The organism is Macrococcus sp. GL_134 (assembly GCF_057834705.1).
The window spans coordinates 712,059-736,208 of record NZ_CM174409.1 but is presented as its reverse complement, the minus strand read 5'-3'; the positions used below and the strand labels follow the sequence as shown (position 1 = coordinate 736,208).

The window sequence follows — 24,150 nt, the reverse complement described above, 5'->3', positions numbered from 1 at the left end:
TTTATGATTATTAAAGAACGGAAAAATTATAAGCAGCTTGATGTTCTTGAAGCGTTAACCCATCGCACTGATCTGACCTCCTATCAACTTAAACTCCTCCACCAGCTCAAAGAAACAACGTTACTTGAACAACAGTTTGAGCATTACTTAGCTGAGCTTAACAGTGAAACCATCGATGTCATCTGGCAGTTCAATTATTCGGATTATCACCAGGATGCATTGATCAATCTTGTATTGATTGCTGATTCAGGCATTTATTTATTTAAGCTTAATAATTACTCAGGGCTGCATTATATTAATCACCAAGGTATGCTCGCTGATTATTATACTGATGAAATAAAGATTGATCTCGTCCACTTGAACTGCGTTAAATACAGTATTTATCACCTGCTGGACCCCGCTGTCAAACAACTGCCTATCATCATGAAATCTGTTTGTCTCAACGACCAATTCGAACTGGACATCCACTCTTCTCAAGAGCAGTTCCTCTTTAAAGAAGATATAGCAGATTATATATCAATGATTAAAGGAAGCCATAAAAAAAAACGAGATTTATCTCTGAAATCATCAGTCAAATAGATGTTCCAGATGAATCCATCTCATTTAATCACGTACGTCAAGGACTCCGTTGTCCAAATTGCCGTCACATTTCAGATTTCAATCATTACCAGCGGCTCTACCTCTGTTTGTCCTGCAGGTCCATCAGCTCAATCGACCACGTATTCGTTCAGACGGTAAAAGATTATCAACTGATCTATCCAGACAGAAAATTAACTAAGTCAGCCATGTACTCATGGTGTAATAGAAGAATACCACCAACAAAAATTTCAGTGCTGCTGAAAAAACATTATAAGTTGGAAGGTCGGACAAAAGGAACGCATTATCTCGAAGTAAACATTCCTTGATGAATCTCACGCAGCTGTTTTTCGTAGGTTTTTAAATAGCCATTTAATATGTCGTGGTGCAGCTTAGGATTCGCCACAAGTATTGAATTTGATTTCAATGGGTCTAACGCTTCACCTAACTGATTAGTCACGACTGCACCCGTCTCTTCTGCAATAATTTGGCCGCCCATGAAATCCCAAGGGTGGAGACGAAGCGTCATATAGCAGTCAACGATGCCAGATGCCACGTAAACAAAATCAAGTGCTGCTGAACCGTAGCTTCTAGCACTTCTGGCATCAGCGATAATCGGTGAATAAACTTCTTTGATCCACTCTTTCGTTAACCAGTTTGGATTCATCGAAATAATGGAAGTCTCAATCACTGTGTCATGAACATTATTTAAATGAACCTCATTTAAATAGGCACCTTCACCAGCAACTGCATGAAACAACCGATCATTCATCACATCATAGACAAGTCCCGCATATTTTTTGCCATCTTTTAAAATCCCGATAGAAATTGCAAAATTCTGTTGCTGATGTACAAAATTCAAAGTACCATCAATTGGATCAATAATCCAGATGACACCTTCCAGCGAATTGACATCTTTGCCATGACCTTCTTCTCCGATGATGACATGGTCCGGATATGTACGCTTAATTCTATCTACAAGTAACTGTTCTGTTTCTTTATCCATATTAGTCACTAAATCATTAGGATTAGATTTAGTCTCTATAATTAATTCTCTTGATAAATTATCTTTAATATTCTGCCCAGCTTCTAATATTATTTCTTTTGCAAACTCATGAATGGTCATATCGATTCCTCCTTGCAATAGTTTCATTATACATTACTCATGTATGAATAAGAATTTATTCAGCTTTGCAGATATGATAAAATTAAAACTGAATGGAGGGTACTATGGCTAAATATCACTTTACAAAAAAAGATTTTGAAGTTTTCAATATTGATGGCCTAGAGCCAAGAATGGCTGCGCTCATCGAACTCATCAGACCTAAACTGAATCATCTCGGCGATCACTTCAGCACATTTCTGACTGAACATACAGGTGATGTCTACTATGCACATGTTGCAAAGCATTTAAGACGAAAGACAAATCCACCGAATGATACATGGGTCGCTTTTGCTATCAATAAAAGAGGCTATAAAATGCTTCCTCATTTCCAGATCGGTATGTTCGGCACACACGCATTTGTTTTGTATGGTGTTATCTATGAATCTCCTGAAAAAACAAGAGTCGCTGAATTATGGAAGAACAATGTGGATGGGCTGCTCACTCTACCTGATGACTTCATTATGAAGAAAGATCATATGAAGGAAGACTTCGAACAATTGTCACATATGTCAGAAGAAGAATTACTGTCTGCCATTGAGCGTCTACAAAAAGTAAAAAAAGGAGAATTGCTTTTCGGAAAAGTTTATCAACCGGATCATCCTGCACTTAAATCTGATGATGCATTTATCAACGAAATTGAAGAAACATTTCTTACCCTTATTGAAATCATGTAATGAAAGAACAGCTCCCGGCATCTGCCGGGAGCTGTTCTTTCATGTAATAAATTAGTCTCTGTTATTCATACGATCATTATAGTTTTGTCTGCGTTCTGCAGTCGCATCTTTAGTTTTATCAACATATTTGACACGATCTCTATCATAATCCTCTAACTGATTACCGCGCTTTCGGTCATCTTCAATCGATTGTCGATTAGAAGATGTCTCATCTACATAATAACCATTGCCTCTATCATCATTAGAACGATTGACACCCGTTTGGTTAGAAGAGTAATCATCATTATACGTCTCACGCTGACGTGAATCATCTGCATCATAAGTATAGTTTCTATCGCGATCAATTGACTCATCTCTATCTACATAAGCAGGTGCCACTTCACGATGACGGTCATATGTGTCACGACGATTATCATCATAATAATCATCATTGCGAATGACTTTATCTTTTCTGACAAACAGCAGAATGGCTGCAATCAAGAAGAATAAAGGAATCCAGAAAATCGCAAACAGTGGTAATGTCAATAAGCCAGCAAGCAGTAATAATATCCCTGCTAAAATACGCTTTTTCATTGAAAGTAAGCCGATTAATCCTAAAATGAGGGGTATTGCTAAAAATGCAAGCAGATACCATCCTGCATTTAACAGTGAATCTACAAATTCCTGTGGTGATAAGTTATTATTCTCCATGAAATCACCAATCTCTGGATTGGTGCTCATCTGTCTTTCAAGTTCAGATGTAGCTGAATCCATGAAATTCGGATCATTCCCGGAAACAAGAAGACTGTAAAGAATAAAACCAGTAATAGCTAATAACGTCAACCACGCCAGCCAACCAAATATTTTTTCAGGTATCCGGCTCACCGGCCGAACTGTTTGTGTGTACTCTCTTTTAACCATATATTCATCTCCTCATTTCTAAAGTTATATTACATTTACCCTGTTGCTAGTCTTATTAATCATTTTAACGCTATGAATAGGATGAACTTTGAATTAAATTGTATGATATTATTTTAGAGACATTTTGAATTTCAGAAAAAGTTCGTTGTATTCTCCGATTTTTTCAGGACCTAAATCTTTGTATACTTCTAGTTTTTCCTGTACTTCCTTAGATGGATAAAATCGTTCATCTTCTCTTACTTCTTTGTCGAGCAGTTGGTAACTCTTTGCGTTAGGTGTCGCATATCCTACCCATTCGGTGTTCTGCTTACCGTTTTCAGCATCAAGCAGGAAGTTAATGAATTCATGAGCTCCCTGTACATTCTGCGCTGTTTTAGGAATGACCATGTTATCGAACCATAAATTCGATCCTTCTTTTGGAACGACAAAGTCAAGGTCTTCATTTTCAGTCATGATATCAGCACCCATGCCGCTCCAGACAACTGCCACATCCGCTTCTTTCTGAACCATCATCGTATTGATTTCATCACCGACGACGCCGCGGACATTCGGCGATAATTGTTCAAGCTTCTGTTCTGCCTGTTTTAATATAGCCGGATCCGTTTCATTCAGCGATTCTCCCATACTATTCAAAGCAAACCCTATACCTTCACGTGCCCCATCAACAATGAGCACATTGTTTTTTAGACGCGCATCCCATAGACTGTCCCAGCTGGAGAAATCTATGCCTTTTGTCGCTTCAGGATTATACAGAATACCAACCGTTCCCCAGAAGTAAGGGATGGAATATTGATTGCCTTTGTCAAAATCAAGATCTAAAAATGAAGGATCAATATTTTTTAAATTTGGAATTTTACTGTGATCGATAGGTACTAACAAATCTTCACTCGCCATCTTCTGAATAGCATATTCACTAGGAATGGCTATATCATAATGTGTCCCGCCATTTTTGACTTTAGCAAGCATCGATTCATTTGAATCAAATGTTTCATAGATGACGCGGATGCCTGTTTCTTTTTCAAACTTCTTAATTAAATCAGGATCCATGTATTCTCCCCAGTTATAAACATATAGCACATTCCCTTTGCCTGCTTCAGGAGGTGGATCAATAAACCGTGTTGAAAATAGCAGTAGTACTGCGATTAGTAGTGAAATCCCGATAAGCTGCATCAGTCGAATCATTTGATCACCCCCGCCTTCACTTTTCGACGTCGTTCTTTTCCTGTTGACAGGAAGTAATAAACCACTATGATGACCATGACAATAAGGAATAACAGCGTTGATAATGCGTTGATTTCCATAGAGATTCCTTTTCGTGCCATGGAGTAAATCTCAACTGACAGCACGCTGAATCCATTCCCTGTGACAAAGAAACTTACTGTGAAGTCATCCAGTGAATACGTAAGTGCCATAAAGAATCCCGCTATTGCACCAGGCATTATGTGCGGAATGATGACACGTGATAATATCTGATAAGTTGATGCTCCGAGATCTGTTGCAGCATTGATCATTGACTGGTTCATGTCATAAAGTTTAGGGATCACCATCAACACGACAATCGGCACACAAAATGCAATATGAGACACTAACACTGACCAGAAGCCAAGCCCTAGACCTGTATAATGACCAATCACTGTAAATAAGATCAGGAACGATGAACCAATGACCACATCTGAGCTGACCATCAAAATATTATTCAAAGTCAGCAGTCCGATTTTCAGCTGCTTATTGCGCATATAATGTATGCCGAGTGCACCGAAGACACCGATCAATGTTGAAATACTTGCAGCAATCAAAGCAACAGCAATCGTGTTCATAATAATGACAATCAATCGTTTATTTTGAAATACTGCTTTGTAATGATCTAATGTAAATCCTTCAAAATGATTCATATTACCTGCGGCATTAAATGAATAATACATGAGGAAGAAAATCGGGAAGTACAGCAGCAACAAAGCAGCAGCTAAAAATAATTTTGCCTGTAGCTTCATCGTTCATCCCTTCTTTCTTTTGCATTTGATTTCGTAATAATCATGACAAGAGCCATAGCCAGTATTAGAAAAACAGCTATTGTAGAACCCATGCCATAATTCTGCGTGACAAGGAATTGTTCCTCTATTGCAGTACCTAGGTTGACCACTTTGTTCCCTGCAATCAATCGAGTGATCATGAACAGACTTAACGTAGGAATAAAAGTTACTTGAATGCCCGTCTTCACACCTTCCCATGACAGCGGCATTACAATCTTCTTGAAAGTTGTCCATTGGTCTGCCCCTAAATCTCGAGATGCCTGCAGTAAATTCTCAGGTATTTCATCCATACTGTTGAATATCGGCAGAATCATAAATGGGATGTAGATATAGACCGATACAATAACGAATGCGATATCCGTAAATAATAGCTGTGTCGTCGGTAAATGCAGTGCACTTAACAAGTCATTTATCGTTCCTTCTTGGCTTAATATCCCAATAAATGCATATGTTTTAAGCAGTAAGTTAATCCACGTCGGTAATATAATAAGCAGCAGCCAGAACTGCTTATTTTTAGCACCTCGTAGCGCGAGTGCGACTGGATAAGCAACAATCAGACAGATCACCGTGATGATCAAAGCATAGATAAATGAAGACAAAGTCATCTCTAAATAGGCCGGGGACAGAAAGTTTTTATAGTTTTCCAGCGTGAAATGATTGTCCAGATCCTTGAAACTTGTATAAAAAATCATGACGAGCGGCGTTATAATAAATAAGACGATCCACAATAAGTAAGGTATTAAAAAGTATTTTTTGGCCTGACTCATACGTTTACCTCATAGGATTCAATTCGGGCATCAAACTCTTCTTCTGTCTCCCCTGGAAGCATGATATGAACATCCTGTTCATCAAACGTCAGTCCAACCTCATCACCTATTTGCGCTGGTTTCGTAGAATGACAGATCCACTCATGTCCAGTTTTATCGTAGAGACAGATTTCATAATGAACGCCTCTAAAGAGCTGCGAGTCCACTCGCGCAGTCAATTTTCCTTTGCCGGCTGAAGTAATCTCGAGATCTTCCGGTCTGATGACAACATCTACCTGCGCATTGGGTTCGAAACCTCCATCTACACATGCATAATCATTGCCATGAATATTGACGACATAATCTTGGACCATCCGTCCTTCAACAATATTAGATTCTCCGATGAAATCAGCGACGTATCGGTTGATCGGTTCATCATATATATCAAGTGGAGTCCCACTCTGTTCGATACGTCCATTTCGCATGACAAATATATAATCGCTCATTGCGAGTGCTTCTTCTTGATCATGAGTAACAAATATAAAGGTAATACCTAGACGCTGCTGTATTTCACGAAGTTCGTACTGCATTTCTGTACGCAATTTTAGATCGAGTGCACTTAGCGGCTCATCAAGAAGAATCACTTCTGGTTCATTGACGATGGCTCTGGCAATCGCGACACGCTGTCGTTGACCCCCACTCATTTCGTCAATCCGGCGGTTTTCATATCCTTCAAGCTTAACAAGTTTCAGTGCTTCTTTGACCTTTGTTTCTACTTCAGCTTTCGCAGTCTTCTTAATCCGCAGACCAAAAGCCACATTTTCATAGACATCTAAATGAGGAAACAACGCGTAGTCCTGAAATACTGTATTGACTTGTCGTTTGTTCGCCGGCACATCATTAATTCTTTTTCCAGCAAAATAGACATCACCAGAACTCGGTTTCTCAAATCCAGCGATCAATCTTAGTATCGTTGTTTTGCCGCATCCCGATGGACCGAGTAATGTATAGAACTTTCCTTGTTCTACTTCGAAATTAATCTTATCCAGCACTTGATTGCCATCGTAAATCTTAGATACGTTATCGAATGTTATGAATTCCATTGTTTCCTCCTAAAGATATGATTCGGTTGCTACTATAAGGATTTTTGCTTCATGTTGTTCACTATTGAATAACTGATGTGATTCATTGGCCTTAAAATAAAAACTTTCACCTGTCAATGCCTGATATTCTTTCTTACCAATTCTAATCGATGCTTTTCCTTGAAGAACGTACATAAAACTCTCTGATAATGACGGTTCAAATTTTTTGTATTCTGCACCGGACTTCAATGTGATGATTACCGGTTCCATATCGTATTCATTGGAATCCGGTACCAACCAGTTGATTAAGTAGCCATCATCATATTCATCATATAACGTCTGTTCACTTTCAGGATAGTAAATTTTCTGCTGATGCAGTTTCTCATTAAAGAAATCGCTAGGCTCCGAACCGAGCACTTCTAAAATATTAAAAAAGGTTTCCATCGATGGTGAACATAAATTGCGTTCAAGTTGAGAGATATAACCTTTTGACAAATCTGTACGTTCACCCAGCTCTTCCTGTGTCAAATTCTTCTGGCGTCTTAAATCCTTAATCTTCTTTCCAATATCCATTCGACACCTCGCTATGTTTAATATATATAAACTAAATGTTTAATGTATTAATAAATTAACAAAAAAAAATGGATAAAACAACACTTCTACTAAATTTTTTTAAAAAAGTTTAGTATTACTTTGTTTTAAGAGATATTGCTTTCGGCTGTTCTTTCAATAACTCATCTTTCATTGCTTTGATCACGAGATAACCATCATAACCAGATACTTTTTTAAAATCTTTATAGATATTATTCTCTTCAGCTTTACCAGGAGCCACCTGCTTAAATTTTTTATAAAGGCGGTTTAATTGCTGGGCATCCATCTTAGCTTCATATGCTTCTTCCACAGCTGATAGGAAATTAACAACATCGACCATTTCTTCCTGGCTCCAGCTGAGATCAATCGGGTAACTGTATTCCATTCTATTTTCCTCCTTAAAAAAAACGTTATCCCATAATAGAATAACGTTTTAAAATATATGTTTAAACTTAAAATTACATAGTGTGGATTGGATGTCCAAGGGCAACTTCAGCAGCTTCCATTGAAATCTCACCTAATGTAGGATGCGCATGAATGGTCATAGCCATATCTTCAGCTGTCATACCTGTTTCAATAGCTAATCCAAGTTCAGCGATAATATCAGAAGCACCAGCACCGGCAACTTGTGCACCGATTAACAGGCCGTCTTCTTTCAATGAAATCAATTTAACAAATCCATCAGTAGCATTAATAGATAATGCACGGCCGTTCGCTGCGAACGGGAATTTAGAAGCTTTGATTTCTAGTCCCTCTTCTTTAGCCATTGTTTCTGTGTAACCTACAGTAGCAAGTTCAGGTTCAGTGAAACATACTGCAGGAATAGCTAAGTAATCCACTTCAGATTTTTCACCTGAAATTGCTTCAGCAGCGATTTTCGCTTCATATGATGCTTTGTGAGCAAGTGGTGGTCCGGCAACGATATCACCGATAGCGAAGATGTTATCCAATGATGTACGACCTTGTTTGTCGACTTCGATAAGTCCGCGGTCCGTCATTTTTATTCCTAATTCTCCAAGACCGATTTCATCTGTGTTAGGACGACGACCTACTGTTACTAAGCAGTAATCCGCTTCAACTGTTTTTGTTTCGCCATTTGCTTCATAAGTCACTTTTACACCGTTGTCAGATTCTTCAGCTGATTTAGCCATTGCTTCTGTTACGATGTCAACACCTTTTGCTTTTAATCCTTTTTTGACGATTTGAGTCATTTGTTTTTCGAATCCGCCAAGGATGTCTTTTGCGCCTTCAAGAATTGTCACTTTAGTGCCGAAGTTAGCATAAGCAGTTCCTAATTCAGAACCGATATAACCGCCACCGACAACAACAAGACTTTCAGGAATTTCTTCAAGTGCAAGCGCACCAGTAGAATCAATCACACGCTTGTTGAATTTAAAGTTAGGAATTTCAATCGGACGTGATCCAGTTGCAATAATTGCATTTTTGAAAGTATAAGTTTGTGATGCTTTTTCAGTCATGACACGAAGGTTGTTCTGGTCGACGAAGTAAGCTTCCCCTTCTACTACGTCTACTTTACGGCCTTTTAGTAATGAACCGACACCGCCTGTTAATTTATTAACGACGCTGTTTTTGAATTCCTGAACTTTTGAGAAGTCAACTTTAACATTCTCAGCAGAAATACCCATATCTTCTGAATGTTTTGCTGTTTCATAGCGGTGAGAAGCTGACAATAACGCTTTAGAAGGAATACATCCAACATTCAGACATACACCACCTAACGAACCTTTTTCAACGATTGTTACTTTTTGGCCTAATTGTGCTGCACGGATAGCTGCTACATATCCACCAGGACCTGCCCCAATAATTATAGTATCTGTTTCAATTGGAAAATCGCCTACTACCATTTTTTACCCCTCCATTAATAATAATTCTGGATTATTTAACAAACGTTTAATATGGTTCATAGCATTTTGAGCTGTTGCTCCATCAATTTGACGGTGGTCAAAGCTAAGTGATAATGCTAATACTGGTGCTGCAATAATCTCGCCGTCTTTAACGATTGGTTTCTGCGCAATGCGACCGATTCCTAGGATTGCAACTTCTGGATGGTTGATGACTGGAGTAAACCATTGACCACCAGCTGAACCGATATTACTAATTGTACATGAAGCACCTTTCATTTCGCTAGCTTGAAGTTTGCCGTCACGTGCTTTTCCTGCCAACTGATTGATTTCATCAGAAATAGCAAAGATTGATTTACGGTCTGCATTTTTAACAACAGGAACAAGTAAGCCACGTTCTGTATCAGCTGCAATACCAATATTATAGTAATGTTTTTGAACCACTTCATCCGTTGCATCGTCAATAGATGTGTTTAAGGCAGGATATGCTTTTAATGCTGATACTAACGCTTTAACAACGTATGGCAGGAATGTTAATTTAATACCTTGCTCAGCTGCCACATCTTTGAATTTTTTACGGTGATCCCATAATGCTGCAACATCAATTTCATCCATCAATGTAACATGAGGCGCAGTGTGTTTAGAGTTGACCATTGCTTTAGCAATTGCTTTACGCATTGCAGGAATTTTTTCGCGTGTTTCTGGGAATTCACCTTCTGGTGCTGCAATAGGCTGTTTCTCTTCAACGGCTTGTTCAGTCGCTTCTTTCGCAGGAGCTGCTTCAACTTCTGGCGCTTGTGCTTGAGCCCCACCATTTTTGTATGCTTCAATATCTTCTTTCAAGACGCGACCGTTTTTACCAGTGCCTTGAACTGCTTTAATATTAACATCATTATCACGAGCAAATTTACGAACAGAAGGCATCGCAATGACACGGCGATTTTCATCAATTTCAACATTCGCTGCTGCTTCATTCGTTGCTTTCACTGGTTCTTCTGTTTTAGTTTCCTCTGGTTGTGAGTCAGCAGCTGCTGGTTCTTCAGCTGATGAATCATGTGAGTCAGAAGCTGGCGCATCAGGTGAATCAATAGTAATGATAACATCACCTAAGTTTGCAACAGTTCCTTCTTCAGCAACGACTTTCTCAACTGTACCTGATACAGGAGATGGGATTTCTACTACAGATTTATCGTTTTGCACTTCACAAAGAATATCATCTTCCTGAATTTCGTCGCCAGCTTTAACAAACCACTTGACGATTTCTCCTTCAAAGATACCTTCACCTAGCGCTGGTAATTTAAATTCAAATGCCACTATAGGTTCCTCCTAAAAATTTCATAATATTTAATATGTGAGAAAGGTAACAGAATCTGCTACCTTTCATACAGTCATTTCAACTAGAATTCCAATGTTCTCTTTGCTGCTTCTAAAATATCCGTTTTGTTTGGCAGCCAAACATTCTCTGCTTGAGTAAATGGATATGCAGTATCGACTGCTGCAACACGAGCAATCGGAGCTTCAAGGCTTAAGACAGCGCGTTCAGAAATCTCTGAAACTACATTAGCACCGACACCTGCTTGTTTTTGTGCTTCTTGAACCACTACGACACGACCCGTTTTTTCAACAGATGCAACGATTGTTTCAATATCAAGTGGTTGGATCGTACGTAAATCGATAACTTCAATAGAGTGACCATCTTTGGCAAGTTCTTCAGCCGCTTTCATTGACTCTTGAACCATAGCGCCATAAGTAATGATTGAAAGATCTGTTCCTTCTTGTTTAACAGCAGCTTTGCCAATTTCAACTGTATACTCTTCTTCCGGTACTTCGTCACGGAAAGAACGGTACAATTTCATATGTTCTAAAAATACAACAGGATCATTGTCACGAATAGCAGCAATCAATAACCCTTTAGCATCGTATGGGTTTGATGGAATAACAACTTTGAGACCCGGTGTCTGAGCCATTAAACCTTCCAGGTTATCAGCATGAAGTTCAGGTGTATGAACACCACCGCCGAATGGTGCACGAATAACAACAGGTGCTGGTTTAGTTCCACCAGAGCGGAAGTTTTGACGAGTTAATTGAGCTGCAATTGAGTCAAATACTTCGAAGACAAAGCCGAAGAATTGAATTTCCATTACAGGACGGAAACCTGTTAAAGACAATCCAACTGCAAGTCCACCAATACCTGATTCAGCAAGTGGTGTATCGAATACACGGTCTTCCCCGAATTCTTTTTGAAGTCCTTCAGTCGCACGGAATACACCACCATTGACACCAACGTCTTCTCCGAATACAAGAACGTTTTCGTCATTTTTTAATTCTGTTTGAAGTGCATTAGTTATTGCTTGAATCATTGTCATTTGTGCCATGACTTACTTCGACTCCTTCTCTTTATAAATTTCATATTGCTCTTTTAAGTTAGCAGGCATTTCTCCTGAGTACATAATCTCAGCTAATTGAGAAACTGTTTGTTTAGGAGTCGCATCTGCTTCTTTGATTGCAGTTTTGATATCTTCTTTCGCACGTTCCATGACTTCATTTTCTTTTTCTTCATTCCATAACCCTTTAGCTTCAAGGAATTTACGGAAACGCACTAATGGATCTTTTTTAACCCATTCAGCATCATCGTCAGAAGTTCTGTAACGTGTCGGATCGTCACCTGCCATTGTATGCGGACCGTAACGGTATGTCATCGTCTCAATTAATGTCGGGCCGTCACCAGCAATGGCACGTTCACGCGCTTGTCGTGTTGCTGAATAGACAGCAAGCACGTCCATACCATCTACTACGATACCCGGGATACCTGCAGCAACTGCTTTTTGAGCCAAAGTTTTTGCCGCAGTCTGTTTGTCTCGAGGAGTAGAAATGGCATAATTATTGTTTTGGATAACGAAGATCGCTGGTGCTTTAAAAGCAGAGGCAAAGTTAATACCTTCATAGAAGTCACCTTGAGATGTTCCTCCATCACCTGTATAAGTAATAGCGACAGCTTCCTGGCCACGTTTTTTAAGACCAAGCGCAACGCCCGCTGTTTGAACATATTGAGCACCGATGATAATTTGAGGTGCAAGTGCGTTCATACCTTCCGGGAACTGACTTCCAACAAAGTGACCACGTGACCATAAGAATGCTTTAGTCAATGGCAGACCTTGCCAGATTAATTGTGGAACATCTCGATAACCAGGTAGAATCCAATCTTCTTTCTCCAGTGCATAGTGTGAGCCAAGTTGAGATGCTTCTTGTCCAGCTGTCGGCGCATAGAAGCCAAGACGTCCTTGACGGTTAAGAGAAATTGAACGTTGGTCAAGCACACGTGTCCAGACCATTCTCTCCATTAATTCAACTAACTGCTCATCAGTTAAGTCCGGCATAAATGCCTCATTTACTACGTTTCCATCCAAATCTAAAACTTGAACTACTTCAAATTTAGACTCGATCTCATTAAGAACTGCTACTGCATCGAATGGTGCTTGTTTCTTCGAAGCCATCCAATTCACCAAACCTTTCGGATTTAATATAATTTCTTTACTAAGTCATTTTACCATATAACTGTAGCAGTGTTAAATAAAAAAAATTGAATGAACAAAACTACAAACGACAACTGTTTCATTAACTGTATTAGTATTTATTTCACTGCTGTTATATATCAAAATTTAGTTTTTATTTTTGGTTTAATATATCAATGACATCTTGCTTTTCTTTTTCAAGGGCTTTTGAATTTTCAGTATATGAATTCGTTAACGTTTGGAAGTCTGCTGTAATTTTATTCAGCTGATCGATTTTTTGATTGACATCTTTACCAGAAGGTTTCTTCTTCTGCAAATAAGTAAAAATCTCTTTTTCCTTCGTTAAAATCTTCTCGTATGATGTCATCAATTTGTCATGAGTTTCATATTTAATTTCCATTTTATCTACAATATCTTCTGCTTCGTTCTTGTTGTTCTGATTGTCAACCTCCTTAGCAAGCGACAAAGCTTTTTTAAACTCTGCTTCAGATTGTGCAATGGCATCTTTTTCTTCTTCTATAACTGTCTTTCTTTCATCTGCGTTGGCATCTAATTTCTTAGCCGTCGCATGAATAGTCTTGATACTGCCTTGATTAATTTTATCGAACATCTCAACCTTTTCGCTTTCAAGTTGACCTAGTTTGTCACTTGTCTGCACGATAGATTTTTCCTGTTCATTTGCTTGTTGAACCTGCTTATAGAAGGTTTCAAGCTGTTCATTTTCATTGCCACACGCTGATAGGAACAATACAGACAAGCACATGGCAGCAATTTTATACTTTGGCATCGTGTTACCTCCTTATGATTTCTTTATCATAGTAGCGGTTTTTATCGATTGATTCAATCATTTGGTGGAAGCAGCATATGCTCTCTGTTATATTAATACCAAGGAGTGATAATATGTTGACAATGAAAGATATAATAAAGGACGGTCATCCAGGACTGCGTCAAAAAGCACAGGAGGTCAGCCTTCCTCTCAGCAGTGAAGATCGAGAGACGATTGACGCTATGCTCGAATTCATCAAAAACAGCCAAGATGACGAGATTGCAGCAAAGTACCAGCTGCGAAGTGGTGTCGGTCTTGCAGCACCACAATTGAACATTAACAAAAGAATGCTGGTCATTCATTTCTTTGATGACAAAAAACAAGATTATATTACCCATCAATTAATTAACCCTAAAATTGTCAGTCACAGTGTCGAGAAAAGTTATTTACCTCAAGGCGAAGGGTGCCTGAGTGTCGATGAGAATATACCAGGCCTCGTCCACCGTTACGCTAGAATCACTGTCAAAGGATTTACTCCTGAAGGCAAGGAAGTGAAACTGCGGTTAAACAGTTTTGCAGCCATCGTCGCACAACATGAGATCGATCATCTGAACGGGGTCATGTTTTATGATCACATTAATCATGACGACCCATTCTCGCCTGAACCTCATTCAATGCCTGTTGAATAAAATCAGTCCCTCTTTAGCAGAGGGACTGATTTATTATATAAAGATATCTGTTCGTTCGTGAAACGACCAGTGGTGGTCATCCAAATATTTTTTCAAGGTGTTCATTTCTTCAATCGTCAGCCATTCCGGATCTTTGTCATGCGGAGCGAGGTGCGGTTCTTTATGCTCATGTGTCTCCGGAAAATACACATAGGTCATAACCACTTCTTGACCTCTTCTATTAAATTCTACATGGCTTAATGATTTCGTAGGATGATGAAACTCGTTTTGAATGTCCTGCTTGATCTTTTCTAAGTTTGCCATATTGACCACCCTTATATCAGTTCTAAATTTTTGAATGCTTGAAAGAGTCCGTCCTCATCTACATGGCCGGTCACATAATCTGCGACTGTTTTTAATTCTGCGACGGCATTTCCCATCGCAATGCCAGTCCCAGCCCACTGTATCATTTCGAAGTCATTGTTTCCGTCTCCGATTGCAATACAGTCTTCACGGCTGAAACCCAGTTTGTCAGCAAACTGCTTAATTCCTTCAGCTTTTGAGCCGTTGCTTGGTACGACATCCCGACTGACTTCGTGCCAGCGATAAAATTTCAGTTTGTCATACTGATTGTCATAGAGATGATCTTCCTTGCTCTCATGAAATAACAGCGCTTGATAAATAGCATTATCATCGAAATATTTATCCGCATAGCGCGGGTGTGCTAATTTGATGGATGATAAGCTTTCCTCAATGTGTTGATGATAATCAACATTTGACACCATTTCATGATGTGAGAAGAATACCATTGGATGATGATGGTCCACTGCCTGCTGTTCCAGCTGACGAAGCGATTCAATATCCATCGGGTTTTTAAAAATGACTTCATCATTATAGACGACATATTGACCATTAAATGCTACATAATTCGGGATATCGGTATCTGCACATACTTTCTCAAGCGTAAACGGTGCTCTTCCGCTTGCAATTGCCAGTATATGTCCATTATCTTTCAACTTATTGATTGCTGTATGTGTTGCTTCAGGTATTTCAAGATGACTATTATAGATTGTTCCATCGACATCAAAAAAGATTAATTTACGTGTCACACTACCGCCTCCATTTTTTTAATCATACAAAAGATTGTAACTAAACTCTAGTTTTTAAGTTAAAGGCTTTACACTCACTCTCAACATCATGTAAAATAACAGTACTCATACATTTATTATAAATGTCTTGTACGGTTTGAATTAGCCCTAGACTACCTAGGGCATTCTTTATGTAGTTTAAATTTATTAGGAGGCTATACCATGGCAATTTTTAAAGTATTTTACCAAGAAGACAGAAGTGAAGTAATTATCCGTGAAAATACACAAGTGAAATATGTAGAAGCAGAAACAGAAGAACAAGTGAGAAAATATTTATCAGATCGCCCTTACAATATCGAATTTGTTCAAAAACTGGAAGGTGCTCATCTTGAATATGAAGAAAAAGCATCGAACTACCAAGTGGAGACTATTTAATGAATCTTCTTCAAAAAAATGAAGTAGGTGTTTTTGCTTTAGGTGGAATGGGCGAAATCGGTAAAAACACTTATGCTATTGAATATCAGGATGAGATTGTCGTCATTGATGCAGGAATCAAATTCCCTGAAGATGAACTTCTAGGCATTGACTATGTGATACCTGACTATTCATATTTAGTTGAAAACCAAGATAAAATCAAAGGACTTTTTATTACCCATGGACACGAAGACCATATCGGCGGCGTCCCGTTTTTATTGAAACAGCTGAACGTCCCTATTTACGGTGGTCCACTTGCTCTAGGTCTGATTAGAAATAAGCTGGAAGAACATCACTTATTAAGAACAGCATCACTTAATCCAATCAACGAAGACAGCGTCTTTGAATTTAATCATCTAAAAGTATCCTTTTATTTAACAACACATTCTATTCCAGAGGCATACGGTGTGGTTGTGGAAACGCCGGAAGGAAAAATTGTTCATACGGGTGATTTCAAGTTTGACTTCACACCAGTAGGCGAACCGGCGAACATTGCCCGGATGGCTTCGCTCGGTGATGAAGGTGTACTGTGCTTATTATCAGACTCAACGAACGCTGAAGTACCGAACTTCACTATTAGTGAACGAGAGGTCGGACAGAATGTCGAACAGATTTTCAGAAAGTGTACGGGCAGAATTATTTTTGCTACTTTCGCTTCAAACATCTATCGCGTTCAGCAGGCCATAGAAGCTGCTGTTAAATTCGACCGTAAAATCGTTATCTTCGGTCGTTCAATGGAAAACAACATTAAGATTGGCACTGAACTCGGCTATATCAAAGTACCCCCTGAAACCTTTGTGGAAGCTAACAAGATCAACAGTATTCCTAAACATAAACTGTTGATTCTATGTACCGGTTCACAAGGAGAACCGATGGCTGCACTTTCGCGTATCGCTAACGGGACTCATCGTCAAATCAGCATCATTCCAGAAGATACAGTCATCTTTTCATCTTCACCAATTCCAGGTAACATACGCAGCGTCAACCGCACAATCAATGCATTGTATAAAGCTGGTGCGGATGTTATTCATGGCAAGCTGTCCAACATCCATACATCTGGGCATGGTTCACAAGAAGAGCAGAAGTTAATGCTGCGTCTCATTAAACCAAAATTTTTCATGCCGATTCACGGTGAATATCGCATGCAGAAACTGCATGGTCAGTTAGGGATCGACTGTGGTGTCGATCCTGACAATGTCTTTATCCATGAAAACGGTGAAGTTCTAGCATTGACTAGAGATTCTGCGAGAAGTGCAGGCAAAGTTCAGTCCGGTGATATTCTAGTAGATGGAAGTGGCATTGGTGATATCGGTAATGTCGTTATTAAAGACCGTAAAATCTTATCTGAAGATGGTCTTGTCATCGTCGTTGTCAGCATTGACTTGAAAACAAAGCAGCTGCTGGCTGGCCCGGATATCATCTCAAGAGGATTTGTCTATATGCGTGAGTCCGGTCACCTTATTTACGATGCACAGCGCCGCTTAAAACGTGTTGTCATTGAAAAATTGAATAGCTCTGACCATGTGGAATGGCACCATATTAAAACTGCTATATCCGAGGAACTCTCACCTTATTTATACGAAAAAACGGAACGTAATCCGATGATTCTTCCAATGATCATGGACGTCAAACAATAAAAGCATCCCTGCTGCGCAGGGATGCTTTTTAATCGTTTGCTATTTTTTTCTCGAAGCGGTTCAAATCATTATCATGTCCGATGACGATTAAAATATCGCCTCGTTCAATGACTTCGTAAGGATCAGGAGAAACCAGTATTTCTTTTCCTCTTTTTAATGCGATAATATTCAATCCATAATTTGCACGGACATCAAGATCAAGAATAGTATTACCTTGGAGCATCTCTCCGGCACGTATTTCGACAATAGAATACTGATCAGCAAGTTCAAGATAATCAAGGACTGATGCACTTGCCAAATTATGGGCGATACGACGTCCCATATCACGCTCGGGATGTACGACTGTATCAGCACCAATTTTATTCAGAACTTTGGCGTGATAATCATTTTGAGCTTTAGTAGTTACTTTCTTAACCCCTAGATCTTTAAGGATTAAAGTGGTCAATATACTTGCCTGGATATTATCACCGATTGCTACAATGACATGATCGAAATTCCGTATTCCTAGACTTTTCAGCACTGCTTCATCTGTTGTATCTGCTATCACAGCATGTGTTGCAATATCAGCATATTCATTGACCCGGGCTTCATCATTATCAATGGCCATTACATCTACGCCGAGTGCATTTAATTCACGGACAATGCTGCCGCCAAATCGACCAAGTCCAATTACTACAAATTCTTTATCCATATGTCCCTCCGCTACTTCTTATTACCTTTAACATAATCTGCATCAAAGATAAATAATCTCAATAACAATAGTAAAGAAGGAACAAGTAAAAGTAAACCTAAAATAAACACTACGACTAAGGCGAATGCCATGTTATCATTGACGACTGCTGTATCAATATTGACATAAGGATACAAAATATACGGCAGTTTACTTAATCCATATCCATAGAATGCCAGAGCAAATTGCACCATGATCATGATAAATGCTAAGCCATGATTCTTTTTCATCCAGATCAGCACGACAGCAATAATGAAAAATACAATACTTAGTCCGAACATCCACCAGTAATGTGTCACAGCCTCATTAAAGTGCTGTTCATTATGTTGTCTTAAGCTCAAGAAGACAAACTGGCAGATAATCAGCATTGGACCGGCCCAAATCAGGAACCATTGACGCATTAACTGATACGCTGCCTTATCCCCTGCTTTATCCGCATAATAAGTAAGAAATCCGGATGAAATATATAGGACAGAAATCACTGCTAAAAACACGACTGCCCATGCATAAGGACTCATTAACAGCTCCAGCCAGTCCAGAGCTACTCCTTCCGACGTCTTCTCAATAAATCCACCTTCAGAGATAGATAGAACTGTTGAAAATGCAGCTGGTATCAACAGACCTGTCATCCCGTATAAAAATATCCATGCAAACTTAGAATCCTTACCGTAAGTTTCAAACGCATAAAATGCCCCACGAATAGATAACAGCAGCAATGCGACCGTTCCTGGTATCAGTAATGTTGATCCAAAGTAATACGCTGTATCAGGAAAAAATCCTACTATTCCAACAAAGAAGAACACGAGGAAAACATTCGTAACTTCCCATACCGGATTCAAATATCTTGAAACAAGGCTGCTGATCAAGTGGTCTTTCTTAGTAAATTTAGCATAGAGCATGAAAAAACCTGCCCCGAAGTCTATCGCTCCGACAATGATGTATCCGTATAGGAAGGTCCATAATACAGCAATACCAATATGTTGATAATCCATTATCATTTCCCTCCTACAAGTGCTTCGTTTTGTTTAACATCCAGTTCAGCAGGTTTATCTCTGAACATTCTAATAAGCACATAAGCGCACGAGTACCCTAATACAGCATAGAGTAAAGCAAATGCTATGAGTGCAAGTGATAAGCCATCAGCATGAGTGGCACCTTCAGCTACTTTCAAGTATCCTCGTAACAGCCATGGTTGTCTTCCCATTTCAGCGAGGAACCAGCCGAATTCAATGGACAGCATACACATTGGACCTGTCAGTGCAATCATATAAAGAATAAATGGATGTTCCGCAATACCCGGCTTAAATTTCTTCAGTATAAAGTAGAGAATGGAAATTGAAAAGGCAAACATTCCGAAGAACACCATTAAATCAAAGAAATAATGAATGATGAGCGGTGGGCGTTCATCTTCAGGAATTTCATTTAATCCTTTGACTTCAGTATCAAAACTGTTATCTGCAAGGAAGCTTAAGACTCCAGGAATTTTAACTGCGCCTTTAACTTCCTGTGTTTCGGGATCCAGTATACCGAACAGAACAAGATCCGCTTGACTTTCCGTCTCAAAGTGCCATTCCATTGCTGCCAATTTCTCCGGTTGTTCGTTGTGAAGGAATTTGGCAGATAAGTCTCCAGCAGCAATCGTTAAAATACTAAATAACAGACCGGTCAGCATCGTTATCTTCAAGCCTTTAAGATGATAATTTCTATCTCCAGGAAACTTATTGCGAAGAATTTTGACAGCAGCAATACTTGCCAGAATAAAAGCTATAGTCATTCCACCTGTTGCTACTACGTGAAACGCCCGCACAAAGAATGATGGGTTCAACATCGCAGCAATAGGATCGACACCTGTCATTTTACCATTGACGATTTCAAAACCTTGTGGTGTATTCATAAATGAATTGACACTTGTAATAAACAATGCGCTCATAGTCGATCCGATGATAATCGGAATATTTAGCAGCCAGTGGAGCCATCTATTTTTAAATCGATCCCATGTATATAAGTAAATACTTAGGAAAATGGCTTCAAAGAAAAATGCAAATGTTTCCATAAAGAGTGGCAGCGCAATTACTTGTCCACCAAGTCTCATAAAGGTCGGCCAAAGCAGTGATAACTGCAGACCGATGATCGTACCTGTTACTACACCTACTGCAACAGTAATCGTAAATCCTTTTGCCCAACGTTTAGACATCGCTAAATAACGTGCATCTTTTTTGTAGAGCCCAAGACCTTCCGCTATCATGAACATGACAGGAAGTGCGACCCCGATTGTTGCAAATATTATATGAAACGCAAGCGTCATTGCTGTTAACAGACGACTTAAAACAACTGCATCCATCGCTTTCCTCCTAATTGTGATTTTTATCACAAATTGATATAAATCCATTATAACGAATTTCACATGTGATTTCTATTGATAAACTCGCTGAAAATGTGACAATAAAATTGCGAATTTGTCATTACTTCATTTGTATTCTCTATTAATAAAGGGTATATTATTAACATTCTAAAAAGGAGTTACAACGATGAACATTACACTATATACTCAGAATCAATGCCCTCCGTGTGAATATATCAAACATTATTTCACCGAAAGATCAATTAAATATACGGAGAAAAATATCAGCCATCCAGCATTTCGTCGAGAAATGATAGCACATGATGCATTCAGCACCCCGCTTATCATTATAAACGATGAAGTCATTCGGACTGTAGATATTGCGGAAATTGAACGTGTGCTGCAGGAGGAGTGTCATGATTAATCAGGCTGTCCGGCTGTTCCTTAAAATAAAACCTCGTTTTCTTTATTCTGATGCGGAGGATGTTAAGATTCGGAATTATCGTCTCCCACTGTTGAATCAACCGCATGAGCGCCCGTTAAGAATCGTTCATATTTCCGATCTGCATATTGGATTTAACTATACCTATGAAGATTTGATCTATCATATTAAAATCATCAATCAACTTCAGCCCGATATCGTTTTGATAACAGGAGATCTATTTGATAAGATCGATATTTATAAAGGTAAATCAAAAGCATTTTCACCGTTGCTGAGAACCATTAAAGCACCACTTGGCGTTTATTTCACTTACGGCAATCATGACCAGCGGAGCAATCACACGCACAAAATTCAATCGGTCATTGAAAATAGTGGAATCCATCTTTTGAACAATTTTGGTCGAACCATTGATTACGATGGTGAAGCTATCTATTTAGGTGGGACTGACGATATATTAAGTAGTAAAGGCAATGTGATTCAAGCACTGAAAAACAGAATCAACGATGAGCAGGTCACTCTCATGATGGTCCATGAACCTGACTATGCAGACTATGTTAATCGCTTCAAAGTAGATTTACAGCTATCTGGACATACACATGGCGGTCAGATCAGAATCCCCTTTATAGGCGCGCCGGTTCTTCCAAAACTCGGCAAGAACTATGTCAAAGGGTTATATGAGCTCAACCAAATGCTGCTCCATGTCTCTCCGGGACTCGGTACCACCCATCTGCCGGTCCGCTTCTTCTGTCCTGCTGAAATTACTTTACTGGAGCTGGAAACAAAAAAAGATATTAAGTGAACTCACAGTTCACTTAATATCTTTTATTTTACACGGTTTACCAGTTCAATGACTTCTTCCTGTGTCGCACAGTTCAAAGCCTGTTCTGCTAATTTTTTCATTTCAGTCTGATTTAAGTTTTTAATTTGACGACGTGCTTTAAGGATACTTGTCGCACTCATAGAAAATTCATCTAATCCTAAACCAAGCAATAATGGAATAGCAGTTGTGTCGCCCGCCATTTCACCACACATCCCTGTCCATTTACCTTCTTTATGACTCGCGTCAATGACTTGTTTCACAAGACGAAGGATGGCCGGATTATAGGGTTGGTATAGATACGATACACGTTCTGACATGCGGTCTGCTGCCATTGTGTATTGAATCAGATCATTAGTACCGATACTGAAGAAATCTACTTCTTTAGCAAAGATATCCGCCATAGCAGCAGTTGATGGTATTTCAACCATGATACCTAACTCAATATCATCAGATACTTTAATTTTATTATCTATGAGTTTACCTTTTTCTTCTTCAAGAATCGCTTTTGCTTCACGGAACTCATTGATTGTCGCAATCATCGGGAACATGATGCTTAAGTTGCCGTGAGCAGAGGCACGTAATAAGGCACGCAATTGTGTTCTGAATATGTCCTGCTGATCAAGACATAGACGAATTGCACGATATCCTAAGAAAGGATTCATTTCATGCGGCAAGTTTAAATACGGCAGTTCTTTATCGCCACCAATATCAAGCGTACGAACAACCACACGTTTATCCTTCATCTCCGACAGAACGCGTTTGTAAGCTTCATACTGTTCATCTTCTGAAGGCATATTATCTCTGCCCATATAAAGGAATTCTGTACGATATAGACCGATACCTTCAGCACCATTATTGATGACACCTTCTAAATCATTAGGTGTTCCAATATTAGCTGCAAGTTCGACGTGTAAACCATCTTTTGAAGTCGTGTTGTCATTGACTAACTGTTTAAGCTCTTCTTTTTCCTGAATAAAGTTCGCCTGCTTCTGTTTGTAAGCGATAATAGTTGTCTCATCAGGATTGATAAGGACTTCACCTGTTGAACCGTCAACAATGACCATATCGCCGTGCTTGACAACATCAGTAATGTTTTTAGTCCCTACTACTGCCGGGATTTCAAGAGAGCGGCTCATAATAGCCGAGTGGCTTGTCCGGCCACCGATATTAGTCGCAAATCCTTTGACAAATTCTTTGTTCAGCTGTGCCGTATCAGATGGTGTCAAGTCATCCGCGATGATGACTACACTTTCATTGATTGTCGTTGGATTCGGCAGTGTCACACCTAATATATGAGCCAGCACACGTTTGGACACATCACGAATGTCCGCCGCACGTTCTCTCATATACTCATTATCCATTGATTCAAAGATCGTCACAAAATTATTTGATACCGTCATCAATGCCGCTGCAGCATTAGATTGGTTCGTACGAATATCTTCTTCGATAGGTTGGATCAATTCTGGGTCTTCCAATACTAATAAGTGAGCATCAAAAATAGCTGCTTTATCCGGGCCAAGAGCAACTTCTGCATTATTTCTGATTTGCGTCAATTCAACTTTTGATTGATTGATGGCCGCTTTAAATTTAACAACTTCTGCTTCACTATCAGTGACAGTATCGTTAGTGTAAGATAAGTCCGGTTCTACTAAAAGATAGGCCTTCGCAATGGCAACGCCATCAGAAGCACCTATACCGTTTAACATATTAGACATTACTCAGTTAAACCTTCTTTAGTTAATACGTCTGAAATTGCTTGAAGGGCTTCTTTTTCATCGCTACCTTCAGCATAAATAGTAATTTCAGCATTTTTACCTACACCAAGACTCATAACACCCATAATTGATTTTAAGTTTACTTTTTTACCGTTGTATTCTAATTGAACATCTGAATCGAACTTGCTTGCTGTTTGTACAAGCATCGTTGCAGGACGTGCGTGAATACCAGTTTCATCAATAATTACATAAGATTTTTGTTCCATAGTTATATTTCTCCTTTGGCCGCATAATTATGCACTTTTTTTTATATATAAACTGAAACGGTCTA

Annotated in this window: 27 protein-coding genes; 7 read left to right on the top strand and 20 right to left on the bottom strand. The window is 39.1% G+C overall.

Annotated elements, in window-relative coordinates:
• The first annotated feature begins 3 nt into the window (after positions 1-3).
• Positions 4-579, top strand: coding sequence for a hypothetical protein (locus tag AC3IPL_RS03870; protein WP_489241895.1), 576 nt, complete (start codon positions 4-6; stop codon positions 577-579).
• Positions 580-880: 301 nt separating this feature from the next.
• Here the strand turns inward: AC3IPL_RS03870 and AC3IPL_RS03865 are convergent, their stop codons facing one another.
• Positions 881-1,702 (bottom strand): inositol monophosphatase family protein, encoded by an 822-nt coding sequence (locus AC3IPL_RS03865; protein ID WP_489242257.1) that lies wholly within the window; start codon positions 1,700-1,702, stop codon positions 881-883.
• A gap of 104 nt (positions 1,703-1,806) precedes the next feature.
• Between AC3IPL_RS03865 and AC3IPL_RS03860 the strand changes: the two genes are divergently transcribed.
• On the top strand, positions 1,807-2,415 hold the full coding sequence (locus AC3IPL_RS03860; RefSeq protein ID WP_489241894.1) for a YktB family protein: 609 nt from the start codon (positions 1,807-1,809) through the stop codon (positions 2,413-2,415).
• Between the two features lie 51 nt (positions 2,416-2,466).
• On the opposite strand, the gene AC3IPL_RS03855 is transcribed toward AC3IPL_RS03860, so the two are convergent.
• From AC3IPL_RS03855 to AC3IPL_RS03800, 12 genes are all read right to left on the bottom strand, one after another.
• Positions 2,467-3,315 carry a DUF4064 domain-containing protein gene (locus AC3IPL_RS03855; protein WP_489241892.1) on the bottom strand — a complete coding sequence of 283 codons (849 nt, stop codon included), beginning with the start codon at positions 3,313-3,315 and terminating at the stop codon, positions 2,467-2,469.
• Between the two features lie 108 nt (positions 3,316-3,423).
• Positions 3,424-4,497 (bottom strand): ABC transporter substrate-binding protein, encoded by a 1,074-nt coding sequence (locus AC3IPL_RS03850; protein WP_489241891.1) that lies wholly within the window; start codon positions 4,495-4,497, stop codon positions 3,424-3,426.
• On the bottom strand, positions 4,494-5,306 hold the full coding sequence (locus AC3IPL_RS03845) for an ABC transporter permease (protein WP_489241890.1): 813 nt from the start codon (positions 5,304-5,306) through the stop codon (positions 4,494-4,496). Before AC3IPL_RS03845 ends, AC3IPL_RS03850 begins: the two co-directional genes overlap by 4 nt.
• Positions 5,303-6,112: an ABC transporter permease gene (locus tag AC3IPL_RS03840; protein WP_489241889.1), complete on the bottom strand. Its 810-nt coding sequence runs from the start codon at positions 6,110-6,112 to the stop codon at positions 5,303-5,305. The genes AC3IPL_RS03845 and AC3IPL_RS03840 overlap by 4 nt, the downstream gene beginning before the upstream one ends.
• Positions 6,109-7,194, bottom strand: coding sequence for an ABC transporter ATP-binding protein (locus AC3IPL_RS03835; RefSeq protein ID WP_489241888.1), 1,086 nt, complete (start codon positions 7,192-7,194; stop codon positions 6,109-6,111). Before AC3IPL_RS03835 ends, AC3IPL_RS03840 begins: the two co-directional genes overlap by 4 nt.
• A gap of 9 nt (positions 7,195-7,203) precedes the next feature.
• Positions 7,204-7,746 carry a helix-turn-helix domain-containing protein gene (locus tag AC3IPL_RS03830; protein ID WP_489241887.1) on the bottom strand — a complete coding sequence of 181 codons (543 nt, stop codon included), beginning with the start codon at positions 7,744-7,746 and terminating at the stop codon, positions 7,204-7,206.
• Positions 7,747-7,861: 115 nt separating this feature from the next.
• Positions 7,862-8,149 carry a UPF0223 family protein gene (locus AC3IPL_RS03825; RefSeq protein ID WP_489241886.1) on the bottom strand — a complete coding sequence of 96 codons (288 nt, stop codon included), beginning with the start codon at positions 8,147-8,149 and terminating at the stop codon, positions 7,862-7,864.
• Between the two features lie 73 nt (positions 8,150-8,222).
• Positions 8,223-9,629: a dihydrolipoyl dehydrogenase gene (gene lpdA, locus AC3IPL_RS03820; RefSeq protein ID WP_489241885.1), complete on the bottom strand. Its 1,407-nt coding sequence runs from the start codon at positions 9,627-9,629 to the stop codon at positions 8,223-8,225.
• A 3-nt stretch (positions 9,630-9,632) separates the two neighbouring features.
• Positions 9,633-10,940 carry a dihydrolipoamide acetyltransferase family protein gene (locus AC3IPL_RS03815; protein WP_489241884.1) on the bottom strand — a complete coding sequence of 436 codons (1,308 nt, stop codon included), beginning with the start codon at positions 10,938-10,940 and terminating at the stop codon, positions 9,633-9,635.
• An 83-nt stretch (positions 10,941-11,023) separates the two neighbouring features.
• On the bottom strand, positions 11,024-12,001 hold the full coding sequence (locus AC3IPL_RS03810; RefSeq protein ID WP_489241882.1) for an alpha-ketoacid dehydrogenase subunit beta: 978 nt from the start codon (positions 11,999-12,001) through the stop codon (positions 11,024-11,026).
• A 3-nt stretch (positions 12,002-12,004) separates the two neighbouring features.
• Positions 12,005-13,120 carry a pyruvate dehydrogenase (acetyl-transferring) E1 component subunit alpha gene (gene pdhA, locus AC3IPL_RS03805; protein ID WP_489241881.1) on the bottom strand — a complete coding sequence of 372 codons (1,116 nt, stop codon included), beginning with the start codon at positions 13,118-13,120 and terminating at the stop codon, positions 12,005-12,007.
• 172 nt (positions 13,121-13,292) lie between these two features.
• Positions 13,293-13,925, bottom strand: a complete 633-nt coding sequence (locus tag AC3IPL_RS03800) for a YkyA family protein (RefSeq protein ID WP_489241880.1) — start codon at positions 13,923-13,925, stop codon at positions 13,293-13,295.
• A 113-nt stretch (positions 13,926-14,038) separates the two neighbouring features.
• Between AC3IPL_RS03800 and def the strand changes: the two genes are divergently transcribed.
• Positions 14,039-14,593: a peptide deformylase gene (def, locus tag AC3IPL_RS03795; protein WP_489241878.1), complete on the top strand. Its 555-nt coding sequence runs from the start codon at positions 14,039-14,041 to the stop codon at positions 14,591-14,593.
• A 33-nt stretch (positions 14,594-14,626) separates the two neighbouring features.
• Here the strand turns inward: def and AC3IPL_RS03790 are convergent, their stop codons facing one another.
• Both AC3IPL_RS03790 and AC3IPL_RS03785 read right to left on the bottom strand, forming a co-directional pair.
• Entirely contained in the window at positions 14,627-14,896 is a 270-nt protein-coding gene (locus AC3IPL_RS03790; protein ID WP_489241876.1) for a hypothetical protein, read from the bottom strand.
• A gap of 11 nt (positions 14,897-14,907) precedes the next feature.
• A complete protein-coding gene (locus AC3IPL_RS03785) occupies positions 14,908-15,681 on the bottom strand; it encodes a Cof-type HAD-IIB family hydrolase (protein ID WP_489241875.1) in 774 nt (257 codons plus the stop codon).
• A gap of 201 nt (positions 15,682-15,882) precedes the next feature.
• Here AC3IPL_RS03785 and AC3IPL_RS03780 point away from each other — a divergent pair, with 201 nt between their 5' ends.
• Positions 15,883-16,095 carry a DNA-dependent RNA polymerase subunit epsilon gene (locus tag AC3IPL_RS03780; RefSeq protein WP_489241873.1) on the top strand — a complete coding sequence of 71 codons (213 nt, stop codon included), beginning with the start codon at positions 15,883-15,885 and terminating at the stop codon, positions 16,093-16,095.
• Positions 16,095-17,771, top strand: coding sequence for a ribonuclease J1 (gene rnjA / locus AC3IPL_RS03775; RefSeq protein ID WP_489241872.1), 1,677 nt, complete (start codon positions 16,095-16,097; stop codon positions 17,769-17,771). The genes AC3IPL_RS03780 and rnjA overlap by 1 nt, the downstream gene beginning before the upstream one ends.
• Positions 17,772-17,799: 28 nt before the next feature.
• Here the strand turns inward: rnjA and AC3IPL_RS03770 are convergent, their stop codons facing one another.
• Genes AC3IPL_RS03770 through AC3IPL_RS03760 form a run of 3 tightly spaced genes read right to left on the bottom strand, consistent with a single transcriptional unit; the run spans position 17,800 to position 20,842 of the window.
• Positions 17,800-18,462, bottom strand: coding sequence for a potassium channel family protein (locus AC3IPL_RS03770; RefSeq protein WP_489241871.1), 663 nt, complete (start codon positions 18,460-18,462; stop codon positions 17,800-17,802).
• Positions 18,463-18,473: 11 nt separating this feature from the next.
• Positions 18,474-19,493, bottom strand: a complete 1,020-nt coding sequence (locus AC3IPL_RS03765) for a cytochrome d ubiquinol oxidase subunit II (protein WP_489241870.1) — start codon at positions 19,491-19,493, stop codon at positions 18,474-18,476.
• Between the two features lie 2 nt (positions 19,494-19,495).
• The gene (locus AC3IPL_RS03760; RefSeq protein ID WP_489241869.1) at positions 19,496-20,842 is read right to left on the bottom strand and encodes a cytochrome ubiquinol oxidase subunit I; all 1,347 of its coding nucleotides are present in this window, start codon (positions 20,840-20,842) and stop codon (positions 19,496-19,498) included.
• Between the two features lie 187 nt (positions 20,843-21,029).
• Between AC3IPL_RS03760 and AC3IPL_RS03755 the strand changes: the two genes are divergently transcribed.
• Positions 21,030-21,266, top strand: coding sequence for a glutaredoxin family protein (locus tag AC3IPL_RS03755; RefSeq protein ID WP_489241867.1), 237 nt, complete (start codon positions 21,030-21,032; stop codon positions 21,264-21,266).
• Positions 21,259-22,083, top strand: coding sequence for a metallophosphoesterase (locus AC3IPL_RS03750; protein WP_489241866.1), 825 nt, complete (start codon positions 21,259-21,261; stop codon positions 22,081-22,083). The genes AC3IPL_RS03755 and AC3IPL_RS03750 overlap by 8 nt, the downstream gene beginning before the upstream one ends.
• Positions 22,084-22,106: 23 nt before the next feature.
• Here AC3IPL_RS03750 and ptsP read toward each other — a convergent pair whose 3' ends face one another.
• Positions 22,107-23,819 (bottom strand): phosphoenolpyruvate--protein phosphotransferase, encoded by a 1,713-nt coding sequence (gene ptsP / locus AC3IPL_RS03745; protein ID WP_489241865.1) that lies wholly within the window; start codon positions 23,817-23,819, stop codon positions 22,107-22,109.
• Entirely contained in the window at positions 23,819-24,085 is a 267-nt protein-coding gene (locus AC3IPL_RS03740) for a phosphocarrier protein HPr (protein WP_489241864.1), read from the bottom strand. Before AC3IPL_RS03740 ends, ptsP begins: the two co-directional genes overlap by 1 nt.
• Positions 24,086-24,150 lie beyond the last annotated feature (65 nt).